General features: G+C 30.9%; 32 protein-coding genes, 2 tRNA genes and 1 pseudogene. 12 read left to right on the plus strand and 23 right to left on the minus strand.

Annotated features, from left to right (window positions below; genetic code table 11):
- Positions 1 to 9: 9 nt before the first annotated feature.
- Together argS and ACP5FO_RS02325 are read right to left on the minus strand one after the other, a co-directional pair.
- Complete coding sequence (gene argS, locus ACP5FO_RS02320; RefSeq protein WP_428109765.1) at positions 10 to 1,641, minus strand: arginine--tRNA ligase; 1,632 nt, start codon at positions 1,639 to 1,641, stop codon at positions 10 to 12.
- Complete coding sequence (locus ACP5FO_RS02325; RefSeq protein ID WP_428109771.1) at positions 1,638 to 1,817, minus strand: twin-arginine translocase TatA/TatE family subunit; 180 nt, start codon at positions 1,815 to 1,817, stop codon at positions 1,638 to 1,640. The genes argS and ACP5FO_RS02325 overlap by 4 nt, the downstream gene beginning before the upstream one ends.
- Before the next feature lie 117 nt (positions 1,818 to 1,934).
- On the opposite strand from ACP5FO_RS02325, the gene ACP5FO_RS02330 reads away from it, so the two are divergent.
- Positions 1,935 to 2,012, plus strand: a tRNA-Pro gene (locus ACP5FO_RS02330).
- A gap of 6 nt (positions 2,013 to 2,018) precedes the next feature.
- Positions 2,019 to 2,095, plus strand: a tRNA-Arg gene (locus tag ACP5FO_RS02335).
- 64 nt (positions 2,096 to 2,159) lie between these two features.
- Here the strand turns inward: ACP5FO_RS02335 and ACP5FO_RS02340 are convergent.
- The 15 genes from ACP5FO_RS02340 to wecB all read right to left on the minus strand — a co-directional run bounded on the left by ACP5FO_RS02340 (position 2,160) and on the right by wecB (position 16,538).
- The gene (locus ACP5FO_RS02340) at positions 2,160 to 2,915 is read right to left on the minus strand and encodes an NRDE family protein (protein ID WP_428109775.1); all 756 of its coding nucleotides are present in this window, start codon (positions 2,913 to 2,915) and stop codon (positions 2,160 to 2,162) included.
- 12 nt (positions 2,916 to 2,927) lie between these two features.
- The gene (locus tag ACP5FO_RS02345; RefSeq protein WP_428156964.1) at positions 2,928 to 4,127 is read right to left on the minus strand and encodes a class I SAM-dependent methyltransferase; all 1,200 of its coding nucleotides are present in this window, start codon (positions 4,125 to 4,127) and stop codon (positions 2,928 to 2,930) included.
- Positions 4,128 to 4,358: 231 nt separating this feature from the next.
- Positions 4,359 to 5,225, minus strand: a complete 867-nt coding sequence (locus tag ACP5FO_RS02350) for a thiamine pyrophosphate-dependent enzyme (protein ID WP_428109789.1) — start codon at positions 5,223 to 5,225, stop codon at positions 4,359 to 4,361.
- Positions 5,222 to 6,907 carry a 2-oxoacid:acceptor oxidoreductase subunit alpha gene (locus tag ACP5FO_RS02355; RefSeq protein ID WP_428156965.1) on the minus strand — a complete coding sequence of 562 codons (1,686 nt, stop codon included), beginning with the start codon at positions 6,905 to 6,907 and terminating at the stop codon, positions 5,222 to 5,224. The genes ACP5FO_RS02350 and ACP5FO_RS02355 overlap by 4 nt, the downstream gene beginning before the upstream one ends.
- A gap of 2 nt (positions 6,908 to 6,909) precedes the next feature.
- Positions 6,910 to 7,404 (minus strand): ferritin family protein, encoded by a 495-nt coding sequence (locus ACP5FO_RS02360; RefSeq protein ID WP_428109795.1) that lies wholly within the window; start codon positions 7,402 to 7,404, stop codon positions 6,910 to 6,912.
- Positions 7,391 to 7,861, minus strand: coding sequence for a redoxin domain-containing protein (locus ACP5FO_RS02365; protein ID WP_428109798.1), 471 nt, complete (start codon positions 7,859 to 7,861; stop codon positions 7,391 to 7,393). The genes ACP5FO_RS02360 and ACP5FO_RS02365 overlap by 14 nt, the downstream gene beginning before the upstream one ends.
- 20 nt (positions 7,862 to 7,881) lie before the next feature.
- Positions 7,882 to 8,361, minus strand: a complete 480-nt coding sequence (locus ACP5FO_RS02370) for a COG4315 family predicted lipoprotein (protein ID WP_428109802.1) — start codon at positions 8,359 to 8,361, stop codon at positions 7,882 to 7,884.
- Between the two features lie 18 nt (positions 8,362 to 8,379).
- Positions 8,380 to 8,613 (minus strand): ferritin family protein, encoded by a 234-nt coding sequence (locus ACP5FO_RS02375; RefSeq protein WP_025391733.1) that lies wholly within the window; start codon positions 8,611 to 8,613, stop codon positions 8,380 to 8,382.
- A 23-nt stretch (positions 8,614 to 8,636) separates the two neighbouring features.
- Complete coding sequence (locus ACP5FO_RS02380) at positions 8,637 to 9,314, minus strand: cytochrome b5 domain-containing protein (RefSeq protein ID WP_428109808.1); 678 nt, start codon at positions 9,312 to 9,314, stop codon at positions 8,637 to 8,639.
- Entirely contained in the window at positions 9,314 to 12,070 is a 2,757-nt protein-coding gene (acnA, locus tag ACP5FO_RS02385) for an aconitate hydratase AcnA (RefSeq protein ID WP_428109812.1), read from the minus strand. Before acnA ends, ACP5FO_RS02380 begins: the two co-directional genes overlap by 1 nt.
- Before the next feature lie 16 nt (positions 12,071 to 12,086).
- Positions 12,087 to 12,650 (minus strand): nitroreductase family protein, encoded by a 564-nt coding sequence (locus tag ACP5FO_RS02390; RefSeq protein ID WP_428109820.1) that lies wholly within the window; start codon positions 12,648 to 12,650, stop codon positions 12,087 to 12,089.
- On the minus strand, positions 12,647 to 12,967 hold the full coding sequence (locus ACP5FO_RS02395) for a hypothetical protein (RefSeq protein ID WP_428109825.1): 321 nt from the start codon (positions 12,965 to 12,967) through the stop codon (positions 12,647 to 12,649). Before ACP5FO_RS02395 ends, ACP5FO_RS02390 begins: the two co-directional genes overlap by 4 nt.
- 137 nt (positions 12,968 to 13,104) lie before the next feature.
- Positions 13,105 to 14,277 (minus strand): glycosyltransferase family 4 protein, encoded by a 1,173-nt coding sequence (locus ACP5FO_RS02400; protein WP_428109830.1) that lies wholly within the window; start codon positions 14,275 to 14,277, stop codon positions 13,105 to 13,107.
- A complete protein-coding gene (locus tag ACP5FO_RS02405) occupies positions 14,235 to 15,362 on the minus strand; it encodes a CDP-glycerol glycerophosphotransferase family protein (protein ID WP_428109838.1) in 1,128 nt (375 codons plus the stop codon). The genes ACP5FO_RS02400 and ACP5FO_RS02405 overlap by 43 nt, the downstream gene beginning before the upstream one ends.
- 75 nt (positions 15,363 to 15,437) lie before the next feature.
- A complete protein-coding gene (gene wecB / locus ACP5FO_RS02410; protein WP_428109842.1) occupies positions 15,438 to 16,538 on the minus strand; it encodes a non-hydrolyzing UDP-N-acetylglucosamine 2-epimerase in 1,101 nt (366 codons plus the stop codon).
- Positions 16,539 to 16,623: 85 nt separating this feature from the next.
- Between wecB and ACP5FO_RS02415 the strand changes: the two genes are divergently transcribed.
- Together ACP5FO_RS02415 and queC are read left to right on the plus strand one after the other, a co-directional pair.
- Entirely contained in the window at positions 16,624 to 17,274 is a 651-nt protein-coding gene (locus ACP5FO_RS02415; protein ID WP_428156966.1) for a 7-carboxy-7-deazaguanine synthase QueE, read from the plus strand.
- Positions 17,275 to 17,991: a 7-cyano-7-deazaguanine synthase QueC gene (gene queC / locus ACP5FO_RS02420; protein WP_428109849.1), complete on the plus strand. Its 717-nt coding sequence runs from the start codon at positions 17,275 to 17,277 to the stop codon at positions 17,989 to 17,991. It abuts the gene before it with no gap.
- On the opposite strand, the gene lysS is transcribed toward queC, so the two are convergent.
- From lysS to ubiE, 5 genes are all read right to left on the minus strand, one after another.
- Complete coding sequence (lysS, locus tag ACP5FO_RS02425; protein ID WP_428109858.1) at positions 17,957 to 19,429, minus strand: lysine--tRNA ligase; 1,473 nt, start codon at positions 19,427 to 19,429, stop codon at positions 17,957 to 17,959. The two genes, queC and lysS, sit on opposite strands and share 35 nt — an antisense overlap.
- A protein-coding gene (gene prfB / locus ACP5FO_RS02430) for a peptide chain release factor 2 (protein ID WP_428109865.1) occupies positions 19,422 to 20,502 on the minus strand; the annotation gives its coding sequence in 2 pieces (ribosomal slippage) (positions 19,422 to 20,450 and positions 20,452 to 20,502; 1,080 coding nt in all). Before prfB ends, lysS begins: the two co-directional genes overlap by 8 nt.
- Entirely contained in the window at positions 20,468 to 20,845 is a 378-nt protein-coding gene (locus tag ACP5FO_RS02435) for a type II toxin-antitoxin system PemK/MazF family toxin (protein ID WP_428109869.1), read from the minus strand. The genes prfB and ACP5FO_RS02435 overlap by 35 nt, the downstream gene beginning before the upstream one ends.
- Positions 20,823 to 21,029, minus strand: coding sequence for a hypothetical protein (locus tag ACP5FO_RS02440; protein WP_428109874.1), 207 nt, complete (start codon positions 21,027 to 21,029; stop codon positions 20,823 to 20,825). The genes ACP5FO_RS02435 and ACP5FO_RS02440 overlap by 23 nt, the downstream gene beginning before the upstream one ends.
- Positions 21,030 to 21,032: 3 nt before the next feature.
- Positions 21,033 to 21,704: a bifunctional demethylmenaquinone methyltransferase/2-methoxy-6-polyprenyl-1,4-benzoquinol methylase UbiE gene (ubiE, locus tag ACP5FO_RS02445; protein WP_428109877.1), complete on the minus strand. Its 672-nt coding sequence runs from the start codon at positions 21,702 to 21,704 to the stop codon at positions 21,033 to 21,035.
- A 111-nt stretch (positions 21,705 to 21,815) separates the two neighbouring features.
- Between ubiE and ACP5FO_RS02450 the strand changes: the two genes are divergently transcribed.
- Genes ACP5FO_RS02450 through ACP5FO_RS02485 form a run of 8 tightly spaced genes read left to right on the plus strand, consistent with a single transcriptional unit; the run spans position 21,816 to position 26,654 of the window.
- A complete protein-coding gene (locus ACP5FO_RS02450) occupies positions 21,816 to 22,964 on the plus strand; it encodes a M24 family metallopeptidase (protein WP_428109885.1) in 1,149 nt (382 codons plus the stop codon).
- The gene (locus tag ACP5FO_RS02455; protein WP_428109891.1) at positions 22,961 to 23,302 is read left to right on the plus strand and encodes a DnaJ domain-containing protein; all 342 of its coding nucleotides are present in this window, start codon (positions 22,961 to 22,963) and stop codon (positions 23,300 to 23,302) included. The genes ACP5FO_RS02450 and ACP5FO_RS02455 overlap by 4 nt, the downstream gene beginning before the upstream one ends.
- Before the next feature lie 13 nt (positions 23,303 to 23,315).
- Positions 23,316 to 23,624, plus strand: a complete 309-nt coding sequence (locus ACP5FO_RS02460) for an MTH1187 family thiamine-binding protein (protein ID WP_428109894.1) — start codon at positions 23,316 to 23,318, stop codon at positions 23,622 to 23,624.
- Complete coding sequence (locus tag ACP5FO_RS02465; protein WP_428109898.1) at positions 23,625 to 23,960, plus strand: NifB/NifX family molybdenum-iron cluster-binding protein; 336 nt, start codon at positions 23,625 to 23,627, stop codon at positions 23,958 to 23,960.
- Between the two features lie 12 nt (positions 23,961 to 23,972).
- Entirely contained in the window at positions 23,973 to 24,470 is a 498-nt protein-coding gene (gene hpf / locus ACP5FO_RS02470) for a ribosome hibernation-promoting factor, HPF/YfiA family (RefSeq protein ID WP_428109901.1), read from the plus strand.
- A 1-nt stretch (position 24,471) separates the two neighbouring features.
- Positions 24,472 to 24,930, plus strand: a complete 459-nt coding sequence (locus tag ACP5FO_RS02475) for a PTS sugar transporter subunit IIA (RefSeq protein WP_428109904.1) — start codon at positions 24,472 to 24,474, stop codon at positions 24,928 to 24,930.
- Positions 24,917 to 25,786 (plus strand): RNase adapter RapZ, encoded by an 870-nt coding sequence (rapZ, locus tag ACP5FO_RS02480; protein ID WP_428109909.1) that lies wholly within the window; start codon positions 24,917 to 24,919, stop codon positions 25,784 to 25,786. Before ACP5FO_RS02475 ends, rapZ begins: the two co-directional genes overlap by 14 nt.
- Positions 25,787 to 25,790: 4 nt before the next feature.
- Complete coding sequence (locus ACP5FO_RS02485) at positions 25,791 to 26,654, plus strand: aspartate carbamoyltransferase catalytic subunit (RefSeq protein ID WP_428109912.1); 864 nt, start codon at positions 25,791 to 25,793, stop codon at positions 26,652 to 26,654.
- On the opposite strand, the pseudogene ACP5FO_RS02490 reads toward ACP5FO_RS02485, so the two are convergent.
- Positions 26,651 to 26,845, minus strand: a pseudogene (locus ACP5FO_RS02490) (HD-GYP domain-containing protein); the annotation flags it as partial. The gene ACP5FO_RS02485 and the pseudogene ACP5FO_RS02490 overlap by 4 nt on opposite strands.

Consider the following 26,845-nt stretch of genomic DNA (forward strand, 5'->3'; position numbering starts at 1 on the left):
AATCGGACCTCACATCTTATTTTTTGCCTGTATTCCAATTAAGAAGAAACCCAAAGCAATAACAAAAGCAACAATTTTTATCAAGTTCAACCGAGCACAGCTCAAATCTTTATTTTCATTAATAACTTTGTGCTTATTGTAAAACTGATGAAACCTTTCTGCAATTAATAGCAATGATTTGGTAATCAAGTACGGCTCTAAAGTTTTTGCACTATCATGCAAGTATTCTTTAAATTGAAACAATGCTTTTATTAAATTTAACTCTTCTGTTTCGATCAAAAGTCCAAATAAATTTTTTTCAATAATATTACTGCAATCGCTTTTTTCTAATATACTCATGATTCGTGCATGTGCATACTGTATGTAATAGACAGGATTATCCATAGAATTTTTCTTTAAAATCGATATATCTATATCTAGATGAGAATTTATACTTTTTGATACGAAAATAAATCGTGCGGCATCTATGCCAATTTCGTTTATGAGTTCTTTTAACTCAATATATGTAGCTTTTCTTGTTGACATAGAAACTTTATTGTTTTCTTGAATTAAGTTTACAAATTGAACAAGTAATACAATTAAATTTTTATTATCAATATTAAGAGCTTCTAAAGCTGCTTTAAGTCTTGCTACATAACCATGGTGATCTGAACCCCAAATATCTATTACCTTATCAAATCTTCTTGAGAGAAATTTATTTTTGTGATAAGCAATGTCGCTTGATAAGTAAGTGTATTTACCGTCTTTTTTTATAAGCACCCTATCTTTATCATCTCCAAATTGTGCGCTTTTAAACCATAAAGCGCCATCTTTTTCGTAGGTATAGTCTTTTTGAGTTAAAAGTGATATTGTTTGCCCTACTTCGTTGTTCTTAAATAAACTACTTTCACTAAAAAATACATCAAATGTTACTCTAAAATTGTCCATATCATTTAGTATGTCGTTCATAATTGTGTCTTTAGCTTTATCTAAACAAATATCCAGAGCACTTTCTTTATTTAACAGTCTATCTTGGTAGTTTTCAATAAGACTTTGTGCAATGTCTTTTATATAATCGCCTTGATATCCATCCTCCGGGAATTCAATTTGTTTACCTAATAATTCTTGATATCTCAAAAAGGTTGATAAACCAAGCATATGCATTTGGTATCCAGCGTCATTTATATAGTATTCTCTCGTTACATTATAACCTAGAAATGTTAAAATTCTAGCCAAGCAATCGCCAATTGCAGCGCCTCTGCCATGTCCTATATGAAGCGGACCGGTAGGATTTGCGCTTACAAACTCAATTTGTATTTTTTGATTAGAGGGTTGATCTAGCTTAAAGTAATTTTCTTTTTTTTCGCTTATTAATAAAATTTGCTCTACTAGAAATTCTCTTTTGATAAAAAAATTTATAAAACCTGGTTTTTCGATTTTTATTTCAAATTTTTGAAAAAAATCTGTTTTTTCGCAATATAATTTGAAATCGTTTGCAATATTTAGAGGATTTTGCTTGATTTTCTTTGCAAGCACCATAGCTAAATTTGTTGAATAATCTCCAAAAATCTCCTCTGGAGGATAATCTATATCGTAATTAACGTTGCTATATTTTTTATCTTCGATAAAATTATCAATTATTGATTTAATTAAAGATCTCATTTTGTACTTTCTTTATCTTCCAATTTTTCTTTTTCCTCATCTTTTGCATCTTTTAAAGAACTTTTAAAATTTTTTATACCTTTCCCTAAGCCTGATCCAATTTCTGGCAACTTTCTTGCGCCAAAAATCAACGCTACGAGTAATACTATAATTATAATGTGCGTTTCGCTAAGCATCCTTAACCTCCTTTTATTGTATATATCATAACTTTAACAAACTTGCAAACCGATTTTTTATATACAAAAAGTGTTGCAATTTTAAAATAAATGTGGTAGAAGATTCAAAGCTGTTTGCGGGGTGTAGCGCAGTTTGGTTAGCGCACCTGCCTTGGGAGCAGGGGGTCGGTGGTTCAAATCCACTCACCCCGACCATTTAGAGCGCCCGTAGCTCAGCTGGATAGAGCAACGGCCTTCTAAGCCGTGGGCCAGAGGTTCGAATCCTCTCGGGCGCACCAGAAATTTTCAATTTTTCAAAGTTTTGTTATTTTAATTAAAAGTAGTTTAAAAAATTGTCTTTATTTAGATAATTTCAAAAGTAAACGTTTCTTTTGTTTTTTGCATATGATTTTCTTCTGTAAGGACAACTTTGTTATTATTGTCTATGATTAAGACATACGAGTATTGGGTTCCATAATTTTGAGTTTTGACAAAAATCGAAGAAAGCTCTATTTCAAGCGATTTATCAATATCTGTATCCGGCAAATTATACCTAAATTTTGTGGTATCATGTAGCATTTCTAATAATGAATCAATTAGTGTATTCTGATTTTTAGTTGATGATATGATATTTTGAAAATTTATTTTTGCTTTTTGCGTTTTGGGCCAATTTGCATCTATAAAACTATTACTCAACGTGTGAATTCCATGTTTTATTTTGAGTAGTTTTTTATTAATATTGGAAAAATAATAAAGCTCATCAGTTGTACCAAATACAAAATTAAAAGGGTTAAATTTTTCCAGTTGTAAATTTTTTATAAAAATATTTTTATCTATATTTTTGGTTAGATAATCCCATACAATTAGGCCTCTGGATGGTGCATCTGTTTTTAATAAAGAAGGATTTCTATAATTTGTTAAAAATGCTAATTTACCTTTTTTTGTAATACCAAAAAAACTTCCAAATGCTTCAAGGTCTCTTGGTGCAAGTAATGTATCATGGTCAAATTTGTACCAATAAAAAGGTAAACTTTTTCTTTTGTAGTATTCATCACGATTGGCTGCTAAAATTAATTTGTATTGTTGCAAATGGTTTATTGAAAAGACAACTAAACACATATTTATTATAACTTAAAATCCATTATAAATTTCTCCCCTATAAAGCGGTATATCTATTTGGCCTTTTGAGAAGACTATCTGGTATAGTTGTGTATCTCCCCATGTAAATGATGCTTGCGCTCCATTTAGGTAGAGCCTCCACATTCTAACAAACTTATCATCAAATAGTTGTTGTACTTTATCAATGTTTTTTTCAAATCGTTCAATCCAGTGATGTATTGTTTTTGCATAATGAGGTCTTAAGTTTTCTATATCAATAATGTAGAATTTTACTTTTCTGATTCTTTTTACAAGTTCTTCTAGGGATGGCAGATAACCACCCGGGAAAATATACTTCAGTGTCCATGGATCTGTTAGAAGCGGTTCATTGTGCCCTATTGTATGTAAAAGACCTATTGAGTATGGCTCTAGAAGAGTATCTATTTTTTTAAAGAATGTATCTGCATAGTTTTTTCCAATATGCTCGTATGCGCCTATGGAGACAAATTTGTTGAACTGGCCTTTTAAGTTTCTATAGTCTTCGTATATTACTTCAATATTTTTTTCCAAGCCTTCTTCTTTGATTTTGTCTTTTGCAAACTCATACTGGTTTTTGGATATAGTGCAGCCCAAACCCTTTATATAATTCCTTTTTGCTGCATATATCAAAAAACCACCGAAGCCACAGCCTACATCTAAAACAGTATCATTATTTTTCAGATGAATTTTTCTACATATAAGCTCATACTTGTTGTTTTGAGCATTTTCAAGTGTATCATCTGGGTTTTTAAAGTAAGCGCATGAGTAAGTATAGCTTTTATCCAAAAACAAACCAAAGAATTCATTGCCCAAATCATAATGGTGTGATATGTTTTTCTTTGCACCTTTTTTGGAGTTTATATTTGAAAGCTTGTTTGCAAGTATTTCTAGTTTTGTTTTTACAGGTGCTTTTATGCCTCTTTCTCTGATAAAATGTTCAAGGTATAAAATATCTTGCAGGTTTCCTTCTATCTCTAGATTTCCATTTGTGTAATTTTCCCCAAAACCAAGACTCAAATCACTCATTAGCTCTTTTAAAACCAAAGGGCTATTTATCTTTATTGTTATCTTGCCTGGTGTTGTTCCAAACTGTTTTGTAGAGCCATCCCAGTAAATAATCTTTGAAGGAATGCTATTGCTTACTTTCTCTAGTATGCTTTCTATTAATTTTTGAAAATCAGCTATTGTATCCATATAAATCCTCCTTTTACTAAAATAAGCCAGCTAAAGAGTTTTTCTACAATAAACTTTAATAGTTTTAATGTATGTTTTCGTTATTCTGAAGGCCACTTTAGTGGCCGAAGAATCCCGTCATCCTGAAGGCGCGCAAGCGACGAAGGATCTCATAAACATTAAAAAAATAAGTAGATTTTTCGCTAGCACTTCATAATGACAAAATATGATAAATTAATTTATTGATTTATGCTAAAAATTTTCATCTATAGAATGTTTAATTTTATCGATTTGTGTACTCCTTTTAAACAATGGTGTATTGTCTTGTTTGTAACACATTAGATTTTCTTCAAATGTTTTTTTATCGTTTATGTAAAAAACACCAAGTGGCATAGGATCGTTTTCAAGTGCTTTTTGAAGTGCGAGTATTTTGTTTTTGGGATCGTGATTTTGCATTATGTATGTGTGTTCACTATACCATTGATAGGTATTGACTTTATTAAAACTGACACATGGTTGAAACAGTTCAACAACAGCAAAACCTTTATGATTGATTGCCTGGGCAATAATATCTGCTGTGTAATCTTTGTTTCCAACATAAGCTCTTGCTACAAATGAGGCATTTAAAACTATTGCAAGCGCAATTGCATTTAATGGCTCTTCAAATACGCCAAATGGCTGAGTAGTTGTATGCTGACCCATCATTGTTGTAGGCGAGCCCTGCCCTTTTGTTAAACCATAAATTTGGTTATTATGTATGATAACTGTAATATCTGAGTTTCTCCTTATACCATGCAAAAAATGGTTTCCCCCTTCTGAATACATATCGCCATCGCCACCTTCAGCAATTACGACAAGATTTGGGTTTGAAGCTTTAAGTGCCGAGGCAATAGGTATTGCTCTTCCGTGTAGCGAATGAAAACCGTGCGTATTTATATAATGAACTATTTTTGCAGCCTGCCCTATGCCGCTAACTATAGCTATATCTGTTGGCTTTAAATTCAATTTTTTGAAAGCTGAAGCCAGTGCATCTCTTAGTGGAAAATTGCCACAGCCTGGACACCATGATACATCATAAGAATCAGGTCTTTTTGGTTCAAATTCACCAAGCGTGCTCATTTAACCTCCAATGCCATTTCAAGTTTTTCTTTTAATTCTTCAACAAAAAATTGTCTTCCTGTGTACTTATTTATGAGCTTATCTACTTTTATGCCATATTCTTTCCAGATCAGGTTTGCAAATTGACCTGAAAAGTTTTGCTCAACAAAGATTAATTTCTGTGCTTTTTTAAGGTAATTTAAGCCATCATCATTTAAAGGGTACAACTGAGAATAGCATAATAGTCCTGTATCATCTCTTTTTAATAATTCTAAGGCCTCTTTTGTATTTTCATACAATGAGCCATAACAAACAACTAAATTTTTAAATATTTGTGGTCCTATATACAACGGTTTTAATGATTCACTTTTTATACCATCTATTTTTCTCATTCTTTTTTCAAGCATGAGTTTAGACAACGTTTCATCTTCTGTAATATCTCCATACTCATCATGCTCGTTGCCATTTGCTACAATAATTCCATCGCCAAAACCTGGGATGCCTCTTTTTGATATACCGTTTTGAGTTAATTCGTACCTTTTGTAATCTTGAGGTGTTTGAATGATATAGTTTTTGGGTTCCAAAAATTCTAATTGTGTTGAATCAATATTATACATCATGCTCATAAAATATTGGTCAGTCAAAATATAGCTTACACATTGGTATTTATCAGCTATATCAAAAGCTTTTTGTGTTACAAAAAACGCATCTTCTAAATTTCTTGGTGAAAATATAGCCCTTGGAAAATCACCATGGGAGGAGTACAAAACTAAGTTGAGATCACTTTGAGATGTTCTTGTAGGAAGACCGGTTGCAGGCGATGGTCTTTGAGCTAAATGAACCACAAGTGGTGTTTCAGTCATACCAGCAAGACTTACGCCTTCTTCCATAAGAGCATAACCTCCGCCAGATGTTGTAACAAAAGCTCTAACTCCGCCAAACCATGCACCAATTGCAGCGTTAACAGCTGATATTTCATCTTCAAATTGTTCTACTAAGATATCAAATTTATCCATTTGATGGGCTAAAAATATTGCAACATCTGTAGATGGTGACATTGGATAAAAAGATAAAAACCTTGCATTTGAAGATAATGCTCCAAGTGATACAGCCTGTGAACCACTTAGTAAAGCATATTTTTTGGGTGTTAGGTAATCAATTTGTGGTTTGATTTTGCTATATGAGCTATCTTTAAATAGATTATAGCCAGCATTGTATGCCTCAATGTTTTTTTGTGCAACATCAGGATCTTTAAAATGATTTTTAATTGCATTATGTGCAATGTTAGTATTAATCTTAAAAATTGATGATATAAACCCAAACGCAACAGTGTTTGCAAATATTGCGCTGCCAAGATTTTTAGCTATTTTTAAAAAATCAACTGTAAAAAATTGAGACTTATACTCATCTGTTATAAAATCTTCTTCTGAAAAAATTATTGTATCTTTTGATATTCTATTTTTTGAATGATCAAGTGCATTTTTTGTAAATAAGAATAAAAAATCGGCAAACTGCTTGTAACCTTTATTTTCTTTTGATGAGACCCTTATGGTGGTAGAGTTTACGCCACCTCTTACCCTCGACATATATTCTTTATCGGAAAACACAAAAAAATTTGCTTCTTTAAAGGCTTTTGAGACTAATGCTTCAACCGTTTCAACGCCTTGACCTGCTGCGGCTGTAAGGACAATAGTATAATCCATATTTACTCCTTTCTTAACTGTTCTTCGATATGGCTAAACTCGGCTGATTCAACCCATTCCTGACCTTTCCTTATAAATTCCATTAAGTTTTCAAGGATAATTCTGTGTTTATCTTCTTCTTTTGAAATTAGCTGGAGTATGTTTTTTTCGTTTTCATTATCGGATTCAAGAGATTTTTGATTGTACAAATCTCTTGAATCTATTTCTATTTTTATTGCTTTGCTGTAGACATCTAATAAATTTTGTTCATCTGAAAAATCACTATTTTGATTTTTTAGTTTTTTAAATAAATTTGGCACATTGTCAAATGTTGAGGTAGGCAGGTATTCGTATACACCTTCTTTAAATTTTTCTATAATTTTATAATGTCTTGTCTCATCAGCTGCAAGCATTAAAAATAAAGACCTAATCTCCTCTTTTTTTGCTTTTAAAGCTTGTTCATTGTAATAGTTTTTGCCATCTTCTTCTAAAGCTAAAGCATAATCAATTGCGTCCATAATTTTCCTCCAAAAACTTGATAATCTCGTTTATATCCGGTAATTCTTTGATTGGGTAAACTTTAGTAAAAATTACATTAAAATTTTCGTCAAGCAGTATGTTTACTCTACCTGAAAAGCCGTATTTTTCAATAAAAACATCGAGCTTTTTTGAAACTTCCCCGTGTGGCCAAAAATCGCACAAAAGCGGTGTTTTTTCTATATTTAGACTTTTGCCCCAAGCTTTTTTAGATGGTACTGTATCTATGCTAAGACCCAGACATACAGTATTTAATTGTTTGAAAATATCAAAATTTTCTTCTAAACTTTGCATTTGTTTTGCACACACATCTGTCCATGCAAGTGGGTGAAACGATAGTAATACTTTTTTGCCCTTATAAGAGTTTAAACTGATATCTTTAGAGTTCTGATCTTTTAATGTAAAATCCTCAACTTTAGAACCAATTGCTAAAGCCATAAAACCTCCTTTATTTTTAATTATTCCTGACTCATTGGTATTTTAACCTTTATAATATGCCATATACCAACTGGTGTTTTTAAATTATTGCCAAAGGTATCACCGGGTTTTTTATCGCCTTCAAAGTAGTAAAGTGGTTTATTGTCGTATGAAATTTGTAATTTACCATCAGGTCTTTTAAATACTTTAAAATCTTTGGATTTTAACATTCTTGGTATAGAAAGTTCTTTTTCATAAAAGATAGGCCATTTAGACAAACAAACTTCATTTTTACATTTTATGTTGTTGTCAGTTTCATTTTCTAAATAATATAGAGTCATACCGGTTGGACCTGCTAAATATGTGCCAATTTCTGGTTTTTTGGCTACATTTACAGTAAAAGTTGTTACAATTGAACAATCTCCTTCAACTTTTAGTCCAGAAAAATTAGCCGCAAATGCATTATTTAGACCTAAAAATGTAAAAAAACCAATACCTGCAATAAAATACTTGAGTTTCATAAAAAATACCTCCTTAAATTATTTTGAATTTTTTATTTTTATTATGTTTTCTTCTATATCTTTTAGTATCTTTCTTAAAGAAGCTTCGTGTCCTTTTTCCTGTTCAGCAAGAGATAAAAAAAGCTGGATAGATTCTTGAGTTTTAAATTTTTTTGATGCATTCAAGTAAAAATCTCTTGCACTGATTTCTTTCGGGATTGCTATTAGAATAATTTGTTTCATTTCTTCTAACTCTTCAAGCGTGTAATCCATAAAATATCCTCCTTCTATTAAGTTTAAGCCCAAGTAATCTTTCCGCCTTCATACGCTATAAAAAGTACGATAGGTAAATTTGCAAAAATAAGGACATTATATATGATAAATGCAAGGCTATTTGTGCTTGAAATGTCTGGATTTGTAACCCTGATAACTATGCCTGTAATACCTATTAAAACTAATATAATAGAAAATGTTATCTTATTTTTAAAAATTTTTGTTGTTTGCTTATCATAGTTTATCCACCAGCTTAAGAAACCAGCTGATATTGCAGGTATAGCCATAATAGTAGCAACAAAGAAAGCATAAATAGCACTTAATTCAAAGCTTGAAAGTGAAGTTAAAAGAAAAAGTAACTGCATAAGCGCAGCAAAGAAGAATAAACCCAAAGGATAGTGGATTAGAACTGGGTGCGGATGAAATTTCTGATAAAATTTTATCAGTGTTTCTTTTGAACTTTGTGTTTTTGATTCATCAATTTCAAGCGTATCTACTACTTCAAATGATTTTAAAACTTCATCAGTATGTGGAGCTAAAGCCAAAAAATCTGTTAAATCTTCTCCAGCCCTATGACGAGCCATATGAACCCCATCTTTCCATCTTTTAGAATTTGTTACATCATAAACCTTACCTTTGTAGGCAACGTAAGCTTTTTCTCCATTTTGACCATTATGTTTTGAGAGTTCTTCCAATTTCATTAGTTCCCCCTTGCCTGAATTGTTTGTTTAAGTAATTTTCTTAAAACAAAACTTAAAATACCGTCATTTTTGTAATATTCAATTTCTTTTTGCGTATCTAATCTGGCAATAACATCAAATTCAATCTTTTGTTTATCAGATTTTATTGCTGTAATATGTAATAATTTATTTGGATTAAGATCTTCGAGTCCTTTTATAAAAAAAATTTCGCTCCCATCAAGGTTTAATGTTGCATAATCTTGATTTTCATTAAATTGCAAAGGTAATATGCCCATATCGATAAGGTTACTTCGGTGAATTCTCTCAAAAGATTTTGCAAGAATTGCTTTAACTCCAAGTAATTTTGGACCCTTTGCAGCCCAATCGCGAGATGATCCGCTTCCATATTCTTTTCCAGCAATAACAATTAGAGGAATTCCTTCTTGTTGATATTTTACCGATGCATCGTATATGAACTCAATGTTTTTTTGATCAAACTTAAGTGTGTAAGCCCCTTCTTTTGGTTTAACCAAAAGATTTTTTAACCTTACATTTCCAAATGTGCCTCTTGTTAATACCTCGTGATTACCCCTCCTTGATCCATATGTATTAAAATCTTTTTCTTCTACACCGTTATGAATTAAATAGTTACCTGCAGGGTAATCTTTTGGTATTTTTCCAGCTGGAGAGATATGATCTGTAGTAATAGAATCTCCAAATAACGCAAGTACTCGTGCGTTATTTATTTCTGAAATCGGGTTAATATCGATTTTAAAATTATCAAAATAAGGGGCTTTTTTTATATAAGTAGAATTATTTTGCCATTTATATAAATCAGTAGCTTCAACTTTTAAATTATCCCAGATTTTATCATTAAAAATCGTGGCATACTTATCTTCAAATAGATCTTTTTTGAGATATTTACTAATATAGTCATTAATTTCATAACTGGAAGGCCACAAATCTTTTAAAAAAACATTATTGCCATTTACATCTTTTCCTAAAGGTTCAGTTGTCATATCAATATCAATGTTTCCAGATAAAGCAAAAGCAACAACAAGCATAGGTGAAGCAAGGTAATTTACTTTTACGCTATTATTTATGCGCGCTTCAAAATTTCTGTTGCCTGATAATACGCTTGCCACTATTAAATTTTCTTTTTTAACAACTTCTTCTATTACAGGGTGAAGTGGACCAGAATTTCCAATGCAAGTTGTACATCCATGACCTACAACATGAAACCTCAAAGCTTCTAAATATGGCAAAAGATTTGCTTTCTTTAGATATTCATCAACTACCCAGGATCCAGGAGCCAATGATGTTTTTATGTATGGTTTAACACTTAATCCTAACTCTACAGCTTTTTTAGCCAAAAGACCCGCTCCAATCATTACATATGGGTTTGATGTATTGGTACAAGAAGTAATGGCTGCTATTGCTATACTACCATCTGAGAGTAAAAACTCTTCGTTTTCAAATTCAATTTTAACAAACTTTTTTTTGTTATATACCTTTACTTCACCTAATTTCATATTTTTTAGTAGTTCGTCTATTGAAGTTTCGTTTTTTAAAGTATTTTCTTTACTTTGCATATTTTTATTTAACAATTCATCAAAATTACGCTTTAGATCCTTTAAAATTATTTTATCTTGTGGTCTAGATGGGCCTGCGAGGGAAGGTTCAACGCTAGATAAATCAAAATCAATGATTTTAGAATATTCTGGTTCATATGAACTATCATAAAATACACCTTGATGTTTTGCATAAGCTTCAATCAAATCAATTAAATGTGACCTGTTTGTTAGCTCCAGGTATTCTAAAGTTTGATTATCTATTGGAAAAAAACCTACCGTAGAGCCATACTCTGGCGACATATTGGATATTGTAGCCCTATCTGGAACACTCAAATGGTTTAAAGCAGGACCAAAATACTCAACAAAGCTGTCTACCACATTATTCTTTCTGAGCTCGTTTGTTATGCTTAAAGCTAAATCTGTTGGTGTTGAGCCTTCTTTTAGTTTTCCTTTTAATCTAACTCCAATAACATTTGGTATTTTCATGTAGTATGGTTCACCTAAAATTACAGCTTCTGCTTCTATACCTCCAACGCCAAAGCCAAATATACTTAAACCATTTATCATTGTAGTATGTGAATCTGTACCAATTAATGTATCAAAAAAAGCCATTTTTTCATTGTTTATTTTTTTTGTTTTTACAACTTCACCTAAATATTCAAGATTAACCTGGTGCACGATACCAGCATTTGGTGGGAACGCTCTAAAATTTTTTAATGAAAGACTTGCCCATTTAATCAATTCGTAGCGCTCCATGTTTCTTTTGTACTCTTTTGCAAGATTATAATCCATCGCTTTAATTGTTCCATATTGATCTACCTGAATTGAGTGGTCGATAATTAAATCAACTGGTACTGATAAATCAACTCTCTTTGGATCACCGCCAAGAAAAGCATAAGCATCTTTAAGTGTTGCAATATCTACAATAGCCGGTACACCAGTAAAATCTTGCATGACAACTCTTTCTGGGAAAAAAGTTATTGCTTTTGATTTATCTGTTTTATCAAAGTTAATTAGGTTTAAAATGTCGTATTTGTTTATATATACATCATCTTTATGTCTAAGCATATTTTCAAGTAAAATTTTAATGCAAAATGGCATTCGTTCTATTTGTTGGTATGTTTTAGCTATAACTTTTAGACTATGTATAAGGTAATTCTCATTTTTTATTTTTAAAATCGTTTTTGCATCTAAATCAACCATTTTCCCCCCAGTTTATTTAATCTTTTAAGCAATAAGTATTTAAGCAGGCAAATTCTTCAAAAGCTTTTCTTGGCGGTCTTTGAAGTTCATCCTGTTTTTGTTTTTCACTTAAAAGTGGGTCTATTTCTTTATTATGTTTGCCAAATATTATTAAAGCAATAATTTGCAAATCTTGTGGACTATTAATTACATTTCTTACTTTTAACGGATCAAAACCTGCAATTGTGTGCGCAACATAACCAAGCTCTTGAGCTTTAAGCATTAAAAAAGCAACGCTCATTCCAGTATCAAATAAAAAATACTTTCTATCGCCCAGGATACAATCATCAGTTTCTTTTGATAATACTGCTATTATCATTGAAGCATTATATGCCCACTCATTGCCTTTAGATAAAGACTGCTTTAAATTGCTCAAATAGGGTTCATCGTAAACAAAGACAAATCTTTGTGGTTGTTTGTTAAAACACGATGGAGCCAAAGAAGCAGCACCAGCCAAATCTTTTATAAGTTCCTGTGTTATCTCTACCTTTAGTAAAGACCTAAATGAACGCCTTTTTTCTATTGCCTCAGCTACATTCATTTTGAACCCCCTTCTTCTCTTAATTTTTTAATTTTAGATTTACTGTAATTAGACTTTGTAGCATTGTTTTCGAAATTTATAATTTTATCAATTGCTAACAAAAAAAGGCCAAATCTATACTCGCCTACCTTGTTTTTGTCGTAGTTTTGCATAAAAAAAGCATTTTCATCTTCTTCTTCGAAAATCTTCATTTGATGAAATATTTCTATTTGAGCTTTTAATGGCAAATTGCAGAAATAATCCAATTTCTCTTTAAATTGATTGTTTGGTATTTTAGTTATTTGTTCTATAAATCCGATATCAAAATTTAGTTTCATTTTTAAATTTGTAAAAATAACAACCCAGCATACTTTTTTTAACAAATACAACAATTCTGTTTTTTACTTTCAGAAATTCTAAAAGTAAAATAACTCTCTTTTAAATATTGTCAATGATTGTTTATAATTTTATTTAGCTATTTAATTACTTTAACTAAATTTGAGTAGATTTCAAAATATTCTTGTGTTATTTTTTGCCATGAATAATTTTTTCTTATAAATTCATCGGCTTTAAAGTGATTTCTTTCGTCTATCAAGGATTGTTTTATAGCTTTATAAATTGATTGCAAATCGTTGCTATTGCAAAAATATGCATAATTTTTAAAATACTCAAGTGTACTATCGCAAGTGCCTATAACTAGATTTGCACCAAACAAACCAGCTTCTAAGCTTGCAAGTCCAGGCGTTTCAAGCCAGCTTACAAGTGCGTGCGTATGGGCGCACTTGTAAGCGCCGCAGATTTCTTTTTGTTCAAGTGTTGTATTTATGTGTATTACTTTGTCCGGTTTTATGTATTCAAGACATTTTTTGTAGTATTCTTTGTGTGTTGGATAAACTTTTCCAATTAAAACTATTTTGATATTCCAATCATCAGCTGTAGCTTTAAGGAGATTTAGTATGTTTTTTCTTTCATCAATACGAGCCACGCACAAAACAAAATTATCAAAATTGATTTTGTATTTTTTCTTAAACTCTGATGCACTCATTGAATCAGATAAAAGATTTTCATCAACGCCATTTTTTATGACTTTAATTTTGGATTCATCTGCAACGAAGTTTTTGAGATAGTTTTTTTCCGCAATTGAATTTGGCAATATAAAATCACATGCATTTAGTGTTTTTTTAAATAATTTATCAAAGTTGTGTATGTTTTCTTTTAAAAATGTTTTATAAGATAGACCCTTTGTTACTCTTTTAATATCTTTTGCCAGGTTGAAAATGTTTTTTGGCAGTATTTTTTTTATTAGTTTGTAGTAGATTGACCTGCCCCTTTTTTCAAGCTCTGAAAAGTCCGCGTATATGGGTGATATTACAATTTTCTTATTGTGTTTTTTGGCTAGTTTTACAAAAAAAGCAGTTTCGCTTAAGCGCTGTATATTAAATATATGGACAATATCGAATTTGTCTATGATTTTTTCTATAATATTTGGATCCGTTTGTATTGAGCTTTCAATTTTATCTTTTAAGTTGTTTATTATAGCAAGCATTTGTATCGTATCGCCACCTAAATTTTCTAAATAATCTTTTCTGTTTATAAACAAAACTTTTAATTTTTTGTTATTTTTTCCATTAATTTTATTATTCTGCAACTTGCGCACCCACTGCGATTGTATTTTATGCCAAATTCTCTTATTTTAGACGTATCTAAGCCAAAGACAGTTTTAAGTGTTTCATTTATTTGCTCTAAGTTGTAACATTTAAGAAATGGTAAACTTTCGGTTTCAATATAAAAACCGTTTCTTTGAAATTTATATGCAGCCAAATCATATAAAAATAATATTATAGGCCTGCCTAGTATAGCATAATCAAAAAAAATCGAAGAATAATCACTAACTAGCAAGTCGCTTGCAATTAAGAGTTCTTGGATGTCTATATTTATTTGCTTAAAGTATAAGTAATCTTTATCTAAAGGATGCAATTTGATAACTAATTCAATATTGTTTTGCATAAAAATTTCTTTTAAGTTTTTAATTAAATCAAATCTTGGTACATGATAATCTCTAAATGTAGGCGCATAAAGTGCTATTTTTTCGGATTTTGTATTTAGTATAGATTTTACTTTTTCTTTTATTTTTTTTGCATATTTTGTGTCAGCGTTTGCATTTTGTAATACATCATTTCGGGGTAAGCCCGTGGGTAGCAATTTATCTTCAGCTATATTAAAGGAGCTTTTAAATGAAGGTATTGTTAGCCTTGAGGATACGCATAAATAATCTATGTTTTTATATTCATTTATGCCAAATTTTTCTTTAAAGTGCAATCGTTTTGCGTCTACTTTTGAATCATAACCCATTTTCTTAAGCGGAGTGCCGTGCCACAAGTTAATTACGTTAGTTTTTTTATTTTTTATAAAAAAAACATCCTGGTAATTGTGTGTTGTTATAAATAAACGACTTTTAATTGCAGTTATAAAGATTTTGTAATTTAATTTTAGTACCGGCATATTTTTGCTTTTGAGCAACGCATAGGTTTTTTGCTCGTGTGCTACCCAATAAGCTTTAAATCTTGTCTCCTCAATAGTCTTCAGATACAAGTATTTAGCATTATCTGAAAATTTGCCATTTAGTGACGAAAATAAGATTAGTTTATTATCTATTTTTATAAATGGCGAGAAAATAAAATATATAAATTTTAAAATTACTATATTAATATATTTTCTAATTTTTTTTATCATAGACAAATCCAATTTTGTGCATCTGAATGATTTGATTTTTAAAAATCAAATAAAAGCTAAATATATTTAACATTTTTATTTTAATTTTTTCAAAAGATTCATTATTTTTAAAGAAGCTTTTCCATCGCCATAGGGGTTTGTGTGCTTAGACATAGATTTGTAAGATTCTAAATTTGTAAGTAATAGTTTTGCATTACTATATATGTTTTGAGTATCTGTACCGACAAGTTTTGCTATATTAGCCATAATGCCTTCTTGCCTTTCTGTGGTGTTTCTGATAACCAAAACCGGGATGCCAAATGCTGGAGCTTCTTCTTGAACGCCACCAGAATCGGTTATAACAAGGTAGGATTTGCTTAATATATAAACAAATTCAGGGTAAGTCAGTGGTTTTGTAAGTTTGATGTTTTTAAAACCAGTTAACATTTCAAATGCTAAATTTTTAACATTGGGGTTTAAATGGACAGGGTAGACTATTTCAACATCATCAAACTCCTGTGCTATTTGTTTTATAGCTTCAAATATTGATCTCATGGGTTTGCCAAAGCTTTCTCTTCTGTGAGATGTAAATAAAATAATGCGTTTTGTAAAATCAATGTCTTTGAAAACATCAAAATGAGTGTTTTCTATTTCAAGTTTTTCTAGAATTAAATACAATGCATCAATAACGCTATTTCCAGTTAAATAAACATTTTTTTTTATCCCTTCATTTTGCAAATTATCATAAGCAAGTTTTGTTGGCGCAAAATGATATGTGGCTATTGCAGAAATTAGTTTTCTGTTTGCTTCTTCCGGGTATGGATTAAAAAGATCAAAGCTACGAAGTCCTGCTTCAACATGTGCTATTTTAATTTTAAGGTAAAATGCAGATAATGCAGCAGCAAAAGCAGTTGTTGTGTCGCCCTGTATAATAACTATATCTGGTTTTTCTTTTTCATATATGCTTTTTATTTTTATTAATATATTGCTTGTTATATCAAAAAGTGATTGAGAATTTTTCATTATATGCAGGTTGTAATCTATGTTTATATTAAAAAAATCTGTAACCTGGTATAACATTTCTTTATGTTGTTCGCTAACACATACAACTGTATCAAAATATTTTTTTGATTCTAAAATAATTGGCGCTAATTTGATAGCTTCAGGTCTTGTGCCAAAAACAAACATTGTTTTCATAAAGCTTACTTTTAGCATATATTGTCAAAAAAAACAAGGAATTGAAGAATTGCTAGTGGAAAAAAAATATGTTAATATGATTTTGGTGAATGCTAAAGTTTGTGAAATTTTTTACTCTCTACAGTTAGAAGGCTCAATGCTGGGCTACCCGGCCGTTTTTGTAAGGTTTAGTGGGTGTAATTTAAATTGCGAATTTTGCGACACTAAGTATGCTTTTTTTGAATATGATACTTTAACTCAAAGCGAAATTGAAAATAAAATTTCTCTGTACAATTGCAAAAGAATAATTTTTACTGGTGGAGAACCTCTCTTAAATGCTTATTTTATAGAATCTTTTATTAATAAACTTAAAAGTAAATATGAGTTTTTTTTAGAGACAAACGGTACAATATGGGTGGATTTTGCAAGCAAGTTTAAACACATTGTAGTTAGCCCAAAATTTGACAATTTAAATTTTGATGTATTAAAAAAATATAGCTTGCAAAACAATGTAGAGTTTAAAGTTTTAGTTGAAAACCCTGATTCTCTAAAACAAATTGAAGATTTTCTTAAAAGTTTAAATATAAATTCTGCCACGCTGCAACCTATTTATTTTCCAGATGAACCTCTAAATCAATTTTTAGAGCGCACAAGAAATATTATTGAAGCTTTTAAACAAAGTAAACTTACAAATAAAGATGTAAGGCTTATTATACAAAATCATAAAATAATCTACGAAAAACAAAGGGGTGTTTAAATGAAAAAATGCTTGTTAATATTTTCTGGAGGCCTTGATTCAACAACATGTCTTTTTTGGGCACTGGATAATTATGACGAAGTACATACAATAACTTTTGATTATCACCAAAGGCATGTAATAGAAAAAAAAATGGCTTTAAATACAATCAAATTAGCCAAAAACATAAAACAAAAAGATATAGATTATTTTGAGTTTAATATAGATTTATCCAGAATTGGTGCAAGCGCCCTTACGGATTTTTCAATTGATGTGCCTAAAAATAGAAATATAGATAATCAGATACCAATAACATATGTACCTTTTAGAAATGGTATATTTTTGGCAATTTCTGTTGCCTATGCAGAAAAGCTGGACATAAGCAACATCATTGGGGGATGGAATGTTTTAGATTACTCAGGATACCCAGATTGCAGACCAAATTTTTTGGAAAGCTTTAGACAAGCAGCTACACTTGGCACAAAAATTGGCCAAACAAAACCTTTCAATATCATAGCACCATTAATTGGATTAAAAAAATCTGAAATTATAAAACTTGGAAAAAAACATAATGCCGATTATTCTTATGCTTATTCATGCTACGAAGGCAACGAAATACCTTGCGGTCAGTGTGATTCATGTGTACTTCGCGCAAAAGGTTTTGAAGAAGCAGGTTTTGTGGATGACTATATGGTTAGGCTTGCTACTTCATCAAAGGAAACAAAATCACATCCCTGATGGATGTATTGTTTGTTAAAAGCATTACAAGCCTATCAATACCAATGCCTTCTCCTGCCGTAGGTGCAAGTCCATATTCCAGTGCAACTATATAATCTTCATCATACATAGAGGCTTCTTCATCGCCTTTGTTTCTTTCTTCCAATTGCTTTATAAATCGCTCTTTTTGGTCAAATGGGTCGTTAAGCTCTGAAAATCCATTTGCAATTTCCATATTTGCAATAAATAACTCAAACCTATCTGTGAAAAGAGGGTCTTGTTTGTTCTTTTTTGCAAGAGGGCTTATCTCAACCGGGTAATGCGTGACAAATGTAGGGTTTATCAGTTTTGGTTCAACCAAAGCATCGAATAGTTCGGCTAAAATTTTTGCGTGGGGAGTATTTTCATCAACCTTTTTTTCTAATTGCAAAGCAAGTTTTAAACACTGATCTTTATCTGAGATTATATCATCTGTGAGTTCACCTATTTCCTTTAGGGCATCTATAAACTTTATGCGCTTAAATGGTCTTGAAAAATCTATATCAAACTCACCATAAGTTATTTTTTTGCCTAAATTTAAATTATTTAATAGATAATCGAACAGTTCTTCTGTAAAATCAAGCAAAAAATTATACTCTTTATATGCACAGTAAAATTCCATCATTGTAAATTCTGGATTATGCTTTAAGTCCATACCTTCGTTTCTAAAGTTTCTGTTTATCTCGAAAACCCTCTCAAGCCCTCCTACAACCAAGCGTTTTAAGTAAAGCTCTGGTGCAATTCTTAGGTACATATCAATATCAAGTGCATTTAAATGCGTAACAAAAGGTTTTGCCGCAGCTCCACCAACGAGTTTATGCAACATTGGTGTTTCCACTTCAAGAAATTTATTATTTATCATGAATTCTCTAATTAAAGCAATAATTTTTGAACGTTTAAAAAACGTTTCTCTAACGTCTTCATTTACAATTAAGTCTACATAACGTTGTCTGTATCTAAGTTCTTTATCTTGTAAACCGTGAAATTTTTCAGGCAATGGCCTTATTGATTTGGTTAACAAATGTAACTTAGTCGCATTAATAGTAATTTCTTGTGTTTTTGTTTTAAAAACATTGCCTTCGATGCCAACTATATCGCCGATGTCGAGTTTTTTGTAAACAGTATAATTTTCTTCTAATAGGTTTTTTTGGCAATATACTTGTAGCGTGCCGCTAATATCTTTTAGTTTCAAAAAGCCAGCTTTACCAAAATCCCTAATGGAAATCACTCTTCCTGCAATTTTATAGTATGTTTGAATTTCTTTTAATTGTTCACTATCATAATCTTTGTACTTGTTTGAGATATCGTCCAAAAAATATTCTGGTGAAAATCCGTTAAAATAAGGATCAACTCCTATTGCCTGTAATTCTTGCAACTTTTCAATTCTTCTTTTTATTAATTTATTCTCGTCATCAATCATTTTCTACCCCTTTAAGAAATTTTAGATTTTCGTATAAAAAATCATTAATTTCGCCATTTAACACATTTTCAGCAGCTATGTTTGTTTTTTCAAGGTTTGTTCTATGGTCTTTTACCATTTTATAGGGATGTAGCACATAAGATCTAATTTGACTACCCCATTCTACTTTCTTTTTTTCTCCACTTATATCTTTTATTTGAGCTGCTTTTTTTTCTTCTTCAAGCTTATATAATTTGGATTTCAAAATCTTCAATGCAGTGTTTTTGTTCTTTAATTGACTTCGCTCTGTCTGACATGTTACTACTATACCTGTAGGTGTATGCGTTATGCGTATTGCAGAATCTGTTTTGTTTACATACTGCCCACCTGCTCCACTTGCACGGTATGTATCAATTTTTAAATCATCTGAATTGATTTCTATATTAATGTCATCTTCAATATCAGGTATAACGCTAACGGAGGCAAAAGAGGTATGACGTCTTTTGTTTGAGTCAAAAGGTGAAATCCTAACCAAGCGATGTATGCCATTTTCGCCTTTTAAATAACCATATGGGTGATCTCCAGATACAATAAATGTAATGCTTTTATAACCTGCCTGGTCACCCTCTTGCATGTCTGCTATTTCAATTTTGTAATTGTTGCTTTGCGCCCACATGGTATACATTCTAAAAAGCATTGCAGTCCAATCGCAACTTTCAGTTCCGCCTGCACCTGAATGAATTGTAACAATTGCATCATCTTCATCATGGGGACCAGACAAAAGAGATTTAATTTCAAACTCTTCAAATTTATTACCGAGCTCTAAAATTTCCTGGTTAAATAGGTTTTCATCCTCTGCTTGCATATTCATCTCTTCTAACAAACTTAATTCATTGTCTAAGGATTTTATTTGTTCAACAATGTTTTGATAAAGTCTTTTTTTCCTTTCAAGTTGCTGCAGTAAAGAGTAATCACTCCATATTGATTTATCCTGAAGTTTTTCTTCAATTTCCTTGATGGTTTGTATTTTTTTATCTAAGTCAAAGATACTCCATTATTTTATCTAGTTTTTTCCTTAGCTCTTTGAGTGTCATGTTCTTTCTCCTTGTTATTAATTAAGAAAAGTTTTCTCAGTATTTTGTGTGCTTTTTTAACTTCATTTGTAGACAATTCTCCAATTTTTTTATACATGTCTTTTCTATTTAGTGTAGCAATTTTATTAAACCTTACATAGCTAGGCAGCAATAAACCCTTTTCTCTATAATCTTCAATTTCAAGTTCCATTTCTTCATTATGCTTATGAGTTGTAATTCTTGCTACCACAATATCTTCATCTCCAGTGTCAATCAATACTAAAGCAGGTCTTCTTATAGTTTTATCTAAATTTGTAAATGGAAATGATACTACAACAACATCACCAAACGCATACTTCGTCATATATACTATCCTCAAGTAAGTCATCGAAAAAATAATTGTATGCCAAAAGCATCCACAATTTATCTTCTTCTGCTAAAAAAACGTTACAAACAATATCGAACACGCAATAGTTAATAACTTCTGCCTGCTGAAAAAAGTCAATAGTGCTCTGTTGTACTTCTATATCTAAAAGATATTTCTCCATAGATTATCCCTCCTTGTGCGCAATATGCAAACAAGCAACACCAAAACTTAACATACGAATATTCACACGTTTAAAACCAACTTGCAACATTGCATCAGACAAAAATACTGGATTTGGGAAATATCTAATTGTTTTAGAAAGATACTCATAAGCTGTCTTGTTTGAAAAAACTCCGGCAATCTGAGGTAAACAATAGTCTTTATAAACGATATAAGCTGCATTAATAATTGGGTTTTTGGGTTTTGAAAACTCTAAAACCAATAATTTGCCAGATGGTTTTAGAACTCTTTTGAATTCATACAAAGCTTGTATTCTATTCTTAATATTCCTAATGCCAAAAGAAATTATTACGTTATCAAAAAAATTATCATTAAATGGCAAGTTTAAAGCATCGGCACAAATGAGATTTATATTATTAATACCTTTTGTTTTTTTAAGTGCAATATTTAGCATTCCTATACTAATATCAGCTCCAATTACATTCTTTGTTGGATCAGCTTTATGAATAGCTAGTGCTACATCTGCGGTCCCTGTTGCTATATCTAATACATTATTGCCATCAATGTAGGATATAGCTGTTTTTCTCCACGCTTTATCAATATTAAAGCTCAATATGTGATTTAATAAATCGTATGTTTTGGATATATAAGAAAACATTTCACCGATTTCAGCCATACGTTTACTTTTTATCATTAATAGATTTTTTAGTCAAATATTTTAAATCAATAGTTGAATTTTTTATTTTTTGCGTGTATTATTACATAAACTCTTTAAGTAGGAGGGCGATTGAGAACAGAAATTTTCTCAAAAACTTTGAAAGAAAAAAGCATAGACATAGCCATCTTAATGCAGTCAACTGACATTTTTTATTATAGTGGTACATTTGCTAATGGCGTGCTAATTATAACAAAAGATAATGAAAAGTTTTTGTTTGTAAGGCGTGGACTTGATAGAGCGTTAAAAGAGACAAATATAAGCGTTTCTTATATGCATAGTTTTTCAGATATAAAAAAATTTATACAGCAAAATGGTTTTAAAAGTGAAACGGTTGGTCTTGAATTCGATGTTTTGCCTGTTAGTTTTTACCAGAAATTTAAGGAAATTTTTGATAGAAGTCAGTTAATAGATATTTCAAATGATATTAGATGGCAAAGAAGAATAAAAGATTCAATTGAGCTGGAAAACATAACGCAAGCTGCCAAAAGCCTTGATTGTCTAATGAGCGATGCAAAAATATACCTGGAAGAAAATAAAAGAGAAATTGATATTAGCGCCAAACTTGAATACTTTGCACGCCTTAGAGGACATCAGGGCAGAAACCGCATGAGAATGTTCAATGGCGAGATATTTATGGGGCATGTTATATGCGGATTTAATGCTGTGGGCTTTTCTGGCTACGTAAAACCACTAACAGGCAAAGGCATGTATCCTACATACCCAGAAGGTGCAAGCACAGATAGAATTGAAAAAGACAAACCAATTATTGTTGATTTTGTTTTTAATTATAATGGGTATCTGGCAGATCAAACACGCACTTTCGTAATTGGTGACTTAAATAGCGATCTTTTAAAAGGCTACCAGTTTTGTTTTGATTTAATAAATTGGTTTGAAGATTATGCAAAACCTGGCATAAAAACTGTAGACATATATATAAAATCTCTTGAAAAAGCGAAAAATGCTGGTTATGAGAATATCTTTATGGGAATTGGAAAAGATAGGGTAAGTTTTTTGGGTCATGGTCTGGGTCTGGAGCTTGATGAATATCCGTTTATTGCAAAAGGAATGGACTATCCCTTGGAAGAAAATATGGTATTTGCATTTGAGCCGAAACTTATCTTTAAAGAAGGCGCAGTGGGTTTGGAAAATACATATGTTGTAAGAAAAGATTGTGTCGAGAGTTTAACCAAATTTCCAAAACAACTAGTAAAGTTATGATATACGATTTTGAATTTAGAAAAAATATTAAAAAGAAGATAATATATGAAACAATAGCTAAAGAAATTTTAGATGTATGGGATACTAAATCGTTTTATGATATAAAGAAAAAATATTTGCAGTTAGCAAAAAAGTTTCACCCAGATGTAAACCACACTGAATCTGCCAAAAAGAAATTTCAAGATATTTCTTTGTCTTATAAAATATTGACGCAATGGGATGACTCTATTTTGAATGAAAAATTTTCAACCGTGAGTGATTTTGATATTAAAATCATTAAAATTAAAGCAAACATCAAAAATGAAAAACAATTTAATCAATTTAAAGGCATATATTAAAAGGAGGAAGATTATGGCTGTTTGTGGAATTACAGTAATACCAATCGGCACCTCTTCGCCAAGCGCAAGTAACTATATTGCCAAAGTTGTTTCAATAATAAAAGAAAGCGGGTTTAAAAGCATGCCAACGCCTATAGGCACAGCAATAGAAGGTGATTTAGAAGAAATTCTAAAACTCATACCAAAAGTAAGAGATGCTATTTATTCAGAAGGTTTAAACAGAGTAGTTATGAATATCTATATAGATGAGCGAAATGATAAAGAATTAACCCTTAAAGGTAAGATGGAATCATTAGAAAATAAATTAGAAAGGAGAAAGTAAATGAAAGTTATGTTACCATTGATTGATGAAAATTTGAGTGAGCATTTCGGCAGAGCTCAGAGGTTTGTAATTTATGAAATAGAAAATGGTGTTGTAAAAGACAAAAAGTTTTACGAATCAGTAGAACATCAAGAAGGTTCTTTTCCTGCATGGGCAAAATCTCAAAATGTTAATTTGGTAATACTTTGTGGTGTTGGGCCAAAAGCTATAGAGTTTTTCAATAGCTATGGTATTGATGTTATATCTGGTGTGGCCTCTCAAGAACACTCAAAAATAATGCAGGATTATCTAAATGGTACTTTAATTTATTCAAATAAATCTGTGTGCGAACATTAATTTGGAGGCTATATGGAATTTGTTTTTGCTTCAAAAAATATTGAACTTACGGATGCTATAAAAAATTATGTGCAAAAGAAAATAGGTAAGCTAGAAAAAATTTGCGATATAATGAAAGCTGAAGTAATGATCAGCGTAGAAAAATACAGACACATAGCTGATGTAAAATTAATAACAAAAAGAGACACTATTAAAGCTACAGAAACTTCGCGAGATCTTTATGCAAGTATTGATTTACTTTATGATAATCTAGAGAGACAGATTAAAAAATTTAAAGAAAAAAAATCTGAAAAGAGAAAGATTAACAACGCAAGTGAAGTTGTAAGTGAATTTGAAGGATCAAATATTATAAGAAAACAAATTGATGAAAAACCTATTAGCATAGAAGAGGCGCTCAGTATAGTTCAAAAATCAAATGATGGTGTGTTAGTTTTCTACAACTCAGAAACAGAGGATGTCAATGTTCTATATAAAAACAGCGACGGAAGCTATACTCTTATAGATACATAAAATGGACTTTAAAGACCTTATAAAACAAATAGATGACGTTGTAGTTGACGTTTCTGTAAAAGATAAATTTGATTTATTTAATAAAATAAGTCAATTTGTGGGTGCAAAAATTAATGTTAGTTATGATATTATTTATGATCTACTAAGAGAAAGGGAGTTGTTGGGCTCTACTGCAATAGGCAATGGGTTTGCCCTACCCCATTTAAAACTTAAGGGTATAAAGCCATATATATGTGTTTTTGTTTTAAAAACGCCTATTGATTTTGATTCAGTAGATAATGTAGCAGTTAGTGTGGTATTTGCTGTATTGTCGCCTTCTGATAAACCATCATTGCAGTTAAAAACGCTAACATCGCTTGCTAGAATGCTAAAGAAGCTATACGCAGATTTTTTTTTGGATAAAAGTCCAGATGAAATAAAAAATTATTTAAAAATTTTTGAAGAAGATGAAAAGAATTAACAAGTTTGTGTTTATTAGTGGCTTGTCTGGCTCTGGCAAAAGTAGTGCATTAAAAGTCTTTGAAGAATTAAGATTTTTCTGCATGGATAACTTTCCTTTGCAGTTGATAAAAAAATTTATCGATATTGTTGAAGAAGGTGCTTTTGCTGTTAAAGATATAGCTGTAGTTTGCGATATAAGAGAAATTGACTTTCAAAAGTTTTTTTTTGAGTCAGTAGAGTGGCTCAAAAGTAAAAATATTAATGTTATAATACTGTATCTTCATTCAAATAAAGAAAAACTAATCACGAGATACCAGGAAACAAGAAGACAGCACCCTTTGAGTATAATCAAACAATTGTCTTTAACTCAGGCCATAGAAGAAGAAAAATCCATTATGGAATGCGTTGCTAAAATTTCGGATTTTGTTATAGACACAACAGATCTCAATGTAAATAACCTCAAAAATTTAATTTTGGCAAAGTTTGGGGATACTCAGGCTTTAAAACCTATCGTACAACTTGAATCATTTGGTTTTAAGTATGGTTTGCCGGCAGAAAGTGATTATGTTTTTGATGCAAGATTTTTACCAAACCCGTATTTTATTGAATCACTTAAAAACACAACGGGCTTAGATGAAGTCACTTATAATTTTGTATTAAGTCAACCTAACGCTAAAGAATTTATTGATAAAATCAAGGATTTTTTGCAATTTGTATTGCCTTTGTTTAAAGATATGTCAAAAAGCTATATTACTATTTCTATTGGCTGTACTGGCGGCAAACACCGCTCAGTTGCTATTGTTAAACACTTAGAAGGGTTTGTAAAAAGCATGGATTATATTGTAAACACAATCCATAGAGATATAGGAAGGTAAATTTATGCATTGTTTGGGTTTAAAATCTTTTAATAAAAATCAAGTTGAAAGCATTTTAGAAAAGGCCGTTTATTTTAAAAACACTAAAAATTACACCAAAAGCCTGCAAGATGCAATTGTTGTCAATATGTTTTTTGAAAACAGCACAAGAACAAAAACTTCGTTTGAGATTGCCGCGTTAAAGCTTGGCGCAAGGGTTGTAAATTTTGATTATACAAAGTCAAGCTTGCAAAAAGGTGAAAACTGGATTGATACAATTACAAACTTAAACGCTATGCATCCAGATTTTTTTGTAATCAGACACTCTTATTCAGGTTTTGCTTACTATATTAGCCAATTTACTCAAGCAAATGTTATAAATGCAGGCGATGGCACGAACGAACACCCTTCTCAAGCTCTTCTTGATTTGATGACAATGTATGAGCACAAAAAAGATATAGAAAATCTTAAAGTTTGCATAATTGGCGATATAGTTAATTCACGTGTAGCAAGAAGCCACATGTATTTAGCAAAAATGCTTGATTGGGATTTAAGTTTTTATGGACCCAACACATTTTTACCTCAAAATATAGATATAAAAATAGAAAAGGATTTAAAACAAGCAATTTCAAACAAAGATTTTGTTATACTTTTGCGCATACAGCTTGAAAGAAAAAGTGGTGTAAATATACCTTCACTTGGCGAATATAATAAATTTTTTGGCATAAAAGAGCCCATTGGTGCTTATATTATGCATCCAGGCCCTGTAAATAGGGATGTCGAGTTAGATTCAACTGTTTATATAGATAGAAACGTGCTTATTACAAAACAGGTTGAAAATGGTGTATTTGTAAGGATGGCAATATTTGACTTTTGCATATCTAATTAAAATCGCCAAAATCTTATTGTCATAGGTATAGCATCAACGATAAATTTGCTAATTTTGCTTTTGTTTGATAAGTCGTACAATATTTCCAATGCTTGATTGTGGTTAAATGACTTTTGTCTATATGGTCTAATTTGTCTTAGGGCAGAGTATATATCTGCAACAGCCATTATTTGATCAAATACTGACAATTG

This window comes from Desulfurella sp. (assembly GCF_049977265.1).
Taxonomy (GTDB): Bacteria; Campylobacterota_A; Desulfurellia; order Desulfurellales; family Desulfurellaceae; genus Desulfurella.

Coding starts and splice junctions, on each gene's coding strand:
- ACP5FO_RS02380 (WP_428109808.1), bottom strand. CDS start 9,314: ATGAAATTGGAAGAACTCTCAAAACATAATGGTCAAAATGGAGAAAAA.
- ACP5FO_RS02370 (WP_428109802.1), bottom strand. CDS start 8,361: ATGAAACTCAAGTATTTTATTGCAGGTATTGGTTTTTTTACATTTTTA.
- ACP5FO_RS02405 (WP_428109838.1), bottom strand. CDS start 15,362: ATGATAAAAAAAATTAGAAAATATATTAATATAGTAATTTTAAAATTT.
- rapZ (WP_428109909.1), top strand. CDS start 24,917: ATGAAAAGAATTAACAAGTTTGTGTTTATTAGTGGCTTGTCTGGCTCT.
- ACP5FO_RS02395 (WP_428109825.1), bottom strand. CDS start 12,967: ATGAAACTAAATTTTGATATCGGATTTATAGAACAAATAACTAAAATA.
- lysS (WP_428109858.1), bottom strand. CDS start 19,429: ATGATTGATGACGAGAATAAATTAATAAAAAGAAGAATTGAAAAGTTG.
- ACP5FO_RS02485 (WP_428109912.1), top strand. CDS start 25,791: ATGCATTGTTTGGGTTTAAAATCTTTTAATAAAAATCAAGTTGAAAGC.
- ACP5FO_RS02460 (WP_428109894.1), top strand. CDS start 23,316: ATGGCTGTTTGTGGAATTACAGTAATACCAATCGGCACCTCTTCGCCA.
- hpf (WP_428109901.1), top strand. CDS start 23,973: ATGGAATTTGTTTTTGCTTCAAAAAATATTGAACTTACGGATGCTATA.
- ACP5FO_RS02390 (WP_428109820.1), bottom strand. CDS start 12,650: ATGAATGTAGCTGAGGCAATAGAAAAAAGGCGTTCATTTAGGTCTTTA.
- argS (WP_428109765.1), bottom strand. CDS start 1,641: ATGAGATCTTTAATTAAATCAATAATTGATAATTTTATCGAAGATAAA.
- ACP5FO_RS02345 (WP_428156964.1), bottom strand. CDS start 4,127: ATGGATACAATAGCTGATTTTCAAAAATTAATAGAAAGCATACTAGAG.
- ACP5FO_RS02465 (WP_428109898.1), top strand. CDS start 23,625: ATGAAAGTTATGTTACCATTGATTGATGAAAATTTGAGTGAGCATTTC.
- ACP5FO_RS02355 (WP_428156965.1), bottom strand. CDS start 6,907: ATGGATTATACTATTGTCCTTACAGCCGCAGCAGGTCAAGGCGTTGAA.
- ACP5FO_RS02340 (WP_428109775.1), bottom strand. CDS start 2,915: ATGTGTTTAGTTGTCTTTTCAATAAACCATTTGCAACAATACAAATTA.
- ACP5FO_RS02360 (WP_428109795.1), bottom strand. CDS start 7,404: ATGGACGCAATTGATTATGCTTTAGCTTTAGAAGAAGATGGCAAAAAC.
- ubiE (WP_428109877.1), bottom strand. CDS start 21,704: ATGGCTGAAATCGGTGAAATGTTTTCTTATATATCCAAAACATACGAT.
- ACP5FO_RS02435 (WP_428109869.1), bottom strand. CDS start 20,845: ATGACGAAGTATGCGTTTGGTGATGTTGTTGTAGTATCATTTCCATTT.
- ACP5FO_RS02365 (WP_428109798.1), bottom strand. CDS start 7,861: ATGGCTTTAGCAATTGGTTCTAAAGTTGAGGATTTTACATTAAAAGAT.
- ACP5FO_RS02325 (WP_428109771.1), bottom strand. CDS start 1,817: ATGCTTAGCGAAACGCACATTATAATTATAGTATTACTCGTAGCGTTG.
- wecB (WP_428109842.1), bottom strand. CDS start 16,538: ATGAAAACAATGTTTGTTTTTGGCACAAGACCTGAAGCTATCAAATTA.
- queC (WP_428109849.1), top strand. CDS start 17,275: ATGAAAAAATGCTTGTTAATATTTTCTGGAGGCCTTGATTCAACAACA.
- ACP5FO_RS02440 (WP_428109874.1), bottom strand. CDS start 21,029: ATGGAGAAATATCTTTTAGATATAGAAGTACAACAGAGCACTATTGAC.
- ACP5FO_RS02375 (WP_025391733.1), bottom strand. CDS start 8,613: ATGGATTACACGCTTGAAGAGTTAGAAGAAATGAAACAAATTATTCTA.
- ACP5FO_RS02475 (WP_428109904.1), top strand. CDS start 24,472: ATGGACTTTAAAGACCTTATAAAACAAATAGATGACGTTGTAGTTGAC.
- ACP5FO_RS02455 (WP_428109891.1), top strand. CDS start 22,961: ATGATATACGATTTTGAATTTAGAAAAAATATTAAAAAGAAGATAATA.
- acnA (WP_428109812.1), bottom strand. CDS start 12,070: ATGGTTGATTTAGATGCAAAAACGATTTTAAAAATAAAAAATGAGAAT.
- ACP5FO_RS02350 (WP_428109789.1), bottom strand. CDS start 5,225: ATGAGCACGCTTGGTGAATTTGAACCAAAAAGACCTGATTCTTATGAT.